The 5,912-nt window shown below is 32.0% G+C and carries 6 protein-coding genes; 4 read left to right on the top strand and 2 right to left on the bottom strand.

Annotation, left to right across the window (positions count from 1 at the left end):
- Both V7056_RS07575 and V7056_RS07570 read left to right on the top strand, forming a co-directional pair.
- A partial coding sequence (locus tag V7056_RS07575; RefSeq protein WP_499700722.1) for a GerAB/ArcD/ProY family transporter occupies positions 1-888 on the top strand: 888 nt, incomplete at its 5' end.
- The gene (locus tag V7056_RS07570; protein ID WP_499700720.1) at positions 885-1,985 is read left to right on the top strand and encodes a Ger(x)C family spore germination protein; all 1,101 of its coding nucleotides are present in this window, start codon (positions 885-887) and stop codon (positions 1,983-1,985) included. The genes V7056_RS07575 and V7056_RS07570, both read left to right, overlap by 4 nt.
- A gap of 129 nt (positions 1,986-2,114) precedes the next feature.
- Here V7056_RS07570 and V7056_RS07565 read toward each other — a convergent pair whose 3' ends face one another.
- Entirely contained in the window at positions 2,115-2,798 is a 684-nt protein-coding gene (locus V7056_RS07565; protein ID WP_499700718.1) for a DUF2225 domain-containing protein, read from the bottom strand.
- Positions 2,799-3,257: 459 nt separating this feature from the next.
- On the opposite strand from V7056_RS07565, the gene dapF reads away from it, so the two are divergent.
- Entirely contained in the window at positions 3,258-4,109 is an 852-nt protein-coding gene (gene dapF, locus V7056_RS07560) for a diaminopimelate epimerase (protein ID WP_499700716.1), read from the top strand.
- 16 nt (positions 4,110-4,125) lie between these two features.
- The gene (locus tag V7056_RS07555) at positions 4,126-4,479 is read left to right on the top strand and encodes a HesB/IscA family protein (protein ID WP_499700714.1); all 354 of its coding nucleotides are present in this window, start codon (positions 4,126-4,128) and stop codon (positions 4,477-4,479) included.
- 279 nt (positions 4,480-4,758) lie between these two features.
- On the opposite strand, the gene V7056_RS07550 is transcribed toward V7056_RS07555, so the two are convergent.
- Complete coding sequence (locus V7056_RS07550; RefSeq protein ID WP_499700712.1) at positions 4,759-5,748, bottom strand: NAD(P)/FAD-dependent oxidoreductase; 990 nt, start codon at positions 5,746-5,748, stop codon at positions 4,759-4,761.
- Positions 5,749-5,912: the final 164 nt, after the last annotated feature.

Raw genomic sequence — 5,912 nt, 5'->3', positions numbered from 1 at the left:
GAAAATTATACAAAAATTACAATTAGAATATTCGGGAAATATATCGGAAAATTATTAAACTTCATCATTTATTTATACTTTATTTTGACAGGTAGCCTAGCACTCATTCTATATATTAACTGTATTAGTCTTTGGCTATTACCTTTAACACCAATATGGGTTTTGTCTTTATTCATTATTTTATCAAGTATTTATTTAGCCCTTAGTGAATTGACGATCATAGCAAGATTCTTTGTCATTGCTTCCTTTATGTTAGTCTTTTTAATTTTACTATCATTTTTAACTTACGGTTTGGAAAAAGAGTTCCAGAACATTTTGCCGATTGGGAACTCCGGTATGAAAAATATATTGATGGGTAGTAATAAGTCAATTATTTCTATGCTAGGTTTTGAAGGTATGTTATTAATTTATCCTTTTATTCTTAACAAAGAAAAAGGAGTGCTAAAATCAGTATCATTAGCGAATCTGACTGTCACAGCATTATACACTTACTTCTTATTTCTTTGTCTCATCAGTTTTAGTCCCAATCAGTTAAAACAAGTACGGGAACCTGTATTGTATTTATTTAAAGTTCTATCATATGAAATGATAGACAGAATTGATTTAATTTTCATATCAAGTTGGATTGTTCCAATGACGACTTCCATTATCGCTTACTTATTTTTTGCTAGTAAAAGTATCAGTAAGGAGAAGTCTTATAAGAAAACTGTTTTAGTAAACTCGATCATCATCTACCTTATTTCGATCTATCCATTTGATGAAAATATGATTACAAAATTTAGCACGTACGTTACTTATTTAAGTTATTTTGTGGTTTTTATTTTGCCAATTTTACTCCTTACTTTGACATTATTTATAAAAACATTGAAAAGGAGTGAAAATACTTGAAAAAGATTCTTTTAATATATCTTTGTGTCATATTAATATTCTTATCGGGTTGTTGGGATCAAAGTCTTCTTGTAAATAAAACGCTTATCAATGGTGTTAGTTTCGACTTATCTGATAAAAGTGAGTTATTAGGTGCTGCAAGAATTTTAAATATTGAAAGTAAAGGTGGAGGGCAATTTGAGCTAAAAGATGAATTGATTGAAACGAAAAGTCAATATTCATCAGAAGTTGGTCCTGAAATTAATTTTAAAATGCCTGGAAAAATTGATGTAAGTAAAGCTCATATCATACTGATTGGAGAAGAGCTGGGAAAGCAAGGTATACATCCATTTTTGGAAATCTTTTATCGCCCTAAAGATGCGTATGTCTCATCTAGGGTTGTTATGACCAAAGGAAGTGCGGCTGACATTCTATCTGTAAACCCTCAAAAAAGTCCAATTGCATTTGAAATATTGAAAGCCTTGAAATCATCAGAGTCATTAACAAATATCCCAAAAGAAACTGTCTTTTCAGCTTGGTCTCAAATTGTAGACTCTGGGGAGGATTTAATTCTACCTTATGTAGAAAAGGTTGAAAAAGATCGAGTGGCCATCGGTGGGGTCTATCTTTTTCATAATGATAAATATACTGGATATAGCATACAGAAAGAGAAAAGCACTTTACTACTATTATTAAGCGACGGTTTACAAAAAGAGGGACTTATTGCAGTGAATTTAAAGCGTAATAGATCAACTGCCCTTAGAGTGATGGATGAAAATAGGAAGATGGACTTAGTAATTGACAAAACTCATCGGAAAATAACCTGTAAAATAAATTTGGAAATAGATGTCAATCTAGTTAGTTATTCAAATAATTTTAAAGAAAAAACCAATGTTAATGCTTTAAACAAAGATATAGCTACACTACTTACGAAAGAGGCAAAAGAAATTACAAAGATTCTTTTGGAAGCAAACTGTGATGCGTTCGGAATAGGAAGGAAGTTGGCTAGTTCTCATCCTGACATATGGAAGAAATTAGATTGGGAAAAAGATTATAAAAATGTTCAGTTCGAACCAAAAGTAAAAATCAATATCACTAAGACTGGAACTGTATTTTGAGAATAACTATTCGTTAAAGGTTACATAAATAAAAATTAGATAGTCAGAAATGATACCTCCTTTAAATAGGAGGTATCATTAAATAGACAAAGTATAAAAATTAGATATTCAGACAGACTTTATGATGACTTAAATTGCCTTCGCTTCTTCTCTCGCGACTTGCCATTGTTGACGCGCTTTTTCTACAATGCCTTTTTCTAGTTGAGCATTTGAATGAGCTACAATTTTTGAGAAATGACTAATTGCTTCTTCATATAGTTTACATCTCCTCGAAAGCTCTCCTATTAAGAATAAAACTCTAATTTCAGACATTTCAGTTCCAACATAGTCTGCTATGTCATAGCTTTTTTTATAGGCTTCAACTGCTTGTAACATAAATCTTTCTTCTTCAACTTGGTTGTTCATTTTACGATATAACCAGCTAACTCTTAATAATAAGCCAGCTAAAATATAATTTTTTTCATTTTTTAGTAAAGAGCAATAGATAGCTAGCTTATAGCAAGTAATCGCATCCTCAATCGTTCTGATAACTCCAAAGCAACGAGGTCGCCACTTTTCAGAAACTTCCTTTTGAATGATTACTTTAGAAGTTGAGGAGATTGGACTACTGTTCTTTGTAAAGGCGTATCCACATAAGTTACAAACGTTTACGTAATATAAATATGGAGAATTGACTTCATCTTGATACGTTACACAGAAATCAGTGCTTACTTCGATAGTTTTTGGGTATGAAATTCTAACGTTGACAGTAGAAAAAGAATTCGAACAACATGGGCATTTCAAAGTACGGGAAAAAGTCGGTGTAATAGTCATAATTTCACTTAGCTCCATTTTCAACTGATTTAAATGTTATATATATCCTATATATTCTATATCGGCAGTGAGTCGTTAGAATGTTTATTTTATAAACGAAATATAATAAAATAATTCGAAAGTCACGAATGTAAACTTATTGACATTGAATTGTTAAAACATAAAATAGTATGTTCAATCATAAAAGGTGATGTATTGTGTCATCAGTCGTAGTGTCATGAGCAATCAACAAATTTATGGCTTACAATAGGATAAATAGATACAGAGTATTGTTATATTGTAGTTGTATTAGAGGTACTTACGAGTGAATGAATAAAAACAGCCAAAAAAAATGAGCAGTCACAGTATTGTGATCGCTCAAAAAATGTTTCTATATCGAGAAACGGGGGATGTTCTTATTGTGCTCAGTTCATTAAAAATTTATACTTATATTATTAAAAATAGTAAGGAGTCATGAAAATGAATTCTTTTCGTTATACAAAAATGCATGGATTAGGTAATAATTATATATATGTAAATATGTTTGAAGAAAAATTGAAGGAAGAAAATCTTTCTTCGATCGCTATTAGCGTTTCAAATATTCATACAGGTATCGGTAGTGATGGGATGATTTTAATTTGCCCGTCTGATGTAGCAGATGTGAAAATGAGAGTATTTAACAATGACGGCTCTGAAGCAAAAAATTGTGGAAATGGTTTAAGATGTGTTGCTAAATATGCTTTTGAACATGGTTTAGTGAAGGATACTAATTTTAAGATCGAGACGATTAGCAATGTAGTAAAGGCTATTGTGCATCTTGAAAATGATGTTGTAAGTCTGGTTACTATTAATATGGGAGAACCAATATTCCAACGCTCCTTAATTCCTATTAGCGGAGAGGAACAGGCATTTGCAAGAGATCAAATTTTATTTGAAGATGAACTTCACTCATTCATTGGTGTTTCGATGGGAAACCCACACGCAGTATTTGAAGTCAGTGATATTAAAAATGCACCGCTAACTACGCTTGGTCCATATGTAGAGAAGCATGAATTCTTTCCTGAAAGCGTAAATGTTGAATTTATCGAATGTTTACCTCATAATGAAATCAATTTTGTAGTATGGGAACGTGGATCTGGCGTTACCCAAGCATGTGGAACAGGGGCATGCGCGGCTGCAGTAGCAATGATACAAGAAGGTAAATATAATAGAGACGAGCCAATTACTGTTCACTTGCAAGGTGGGGATTTACAAATTACTTGGTCCTCCGATGGAGATGTATGGATGAAAGGCCCGGCTGTTACAATAACAGAAGGCATATATTATTTATAAAGAGGAGTGAATTTATATGATTACAGTGACTGAACAAGCAGGATTAAAAATCAAAGAAATGATTGAAAATGAAGAAGATCAAAACGTTTATGTACGTTTAGGTGTAAAAGGTGGCGGATGTTCTGGACTTTCATATGGTCTAGGATTCGATCCTGAAAAAAATGAAAATGACACTGAACTAGAATTCCAAAATATCAAATTTCTAATCGATAATGAAAGTGCACCAATTTTAAAGGGTGTTGTAATTGATTTTAAAGAATCTTTACTTGGTGGCGGATTTACAATTGAAAATCCAAACGCGATTGCATCATGTGGATGTGGTTCAAGCTTTAGAACTGCTACGAATGCGGGTACGCCTGAAGATTGTTAATAGATAAAAACCTTCTTATTAGTTTGTGTAACAACTACTTTAAGAAGGTTTTTTTAAAATTAGTTTTAGGGTTCTAAAATGTTTGTTAATAATTTTACAAAATATAGTTAAAATAACGAATCATTTTTTAAAATTGATACTATTATATAGTGTAATCAATTATTTTACTTTACATTTTGTTGTGAAGTTTTTCACTAAGTATGTTATCATATGTTCAGTACATCACATACAAGAGAAAAAAAGACTGCCCATTGTATGGACAGTCTGGAGTACTCTATTTTAGAACATTGATGAGCTATGACCTGGTTGTAATTTTGCACTTGGATCAATATATGCTTTTGCATTATTGATCGCCGTAGGAGCTTCACCGAATCCAGATGCAATTAGTTTTACTTTTCCATCATAAGTACAAATGTCGCCAGCAGCATAAATACCTTGAATATTTGTTTCCATACGAGAATTAACAACGATATTATTTTTTTCGATTGTTAAGCCCCAATCTTTAATTGGACCCAATGAAGATACGAAACCGTAGTTTACAATTACGTCGTCGATTTCGATTTCTTCGCGCTCTTCAGTTTTTGCATTTTGAAGAACTACTTTTTCAATTCGATCAGTTCCAATGATTTCAACAGGAACCCATGGAGTTTTTACTTCAACTTTTGAGTTCATTAAGTTTTCTACGCTGTGTTCATGTGCTCTAAATTTATCACGACGGTGAATTAGTGTTACTTTTTCTGCAATAGGTTCTAGCATTAATGACCAGTCTACTGCAGAGTCACCACCGCCAAATACAACTACACGTTTGCCAGCAAATTTATTCATATCATCTACGAAGTAATGTAAGTTTGCTTTTTCAAATCGTTCAGAACCAGGAATTTCTAACTTACGAGGTTGGAACGCACCATTTCCAGCAGTAATGATAATTGCTTTTGAATAATGTTCAAAGCCATCATTACAAACTAAATGAAATACGCCGTCATCGTTTTTAGTAATTTGTTGTACAGATTGCTCTAAACAAACAGTTGGTTCAAATTTTTTCATTTGCTCTTTTAAGTTATCGATTAATTCTTGAGCACGTACTTTTGGAAAACCTGCAACATCATAAATATATTTTTCAGGGTAAAGTGCTGATAATTGCCCACCTAGCTGTGGTAAGCTTTCAATGATTTTTACACTAGCTTGTCTCATTCCACCATAAAAAGCAGTGAATAAACCAATTGGTCCTCCACCAATAATTGTAATATCATATACTTTTTCGTCTTTCATAAACGGAATATCCCCCTTGTGTATATATGCATTAACTCATGTCTTCTATAGAATAATATCATATTTTATAGAGATATAAGAAAAAAAGCGAATAAAAATGGTATAGAATTTTTTCAAATGTAAATTTTAAAAATACGTATTCGAAAGTAAATTTTCTAAATAAT

Source organism: Bacillus sp. JJ664, assembly GCF_036962205.1.
In the GTDB taxonomy this organism is placed as follows: Bacteria; Bacillota; Bacilli; order Bacillales; family Bacillaceae_G; genus Gottfriedia.
This window is presented reverse-complemented; position numbering and strand designations above follow the sequence as displayed.

What these genes read in the sequence shown, in the direction of transcription:
- V7056_RS07555 (WP_499700714.1), top strand. Translation starts at nt 4,126, where the DNA reads ATGATTACAGTGACTGAACAAGCAGGATTAAAAATCAAAGAAATGATT.
- V7056_RS07550 (WP_499700712.1), bottom strand. Translation starts at nt 5,748, where the DNA reads ATGAAAGACGAAAAAGTATATGATATTACAATTATTGGTGGAGGACCA.
- V7056_RS07565 (WP_499700718.1), bottom strand. Translation starts at nt 2,798, where the DNA reads ATGACTATTACACCGACTTTTTCCCGTACTTTGAAATGCCCATGTTGT.
- dapF (WP_499700716.1), top strand. Translation starts at nt 3,258, where the DNA reads ATGAATTCTTTTCGTTATACAAAAATGCATGGATTAGGTAATAATTAT.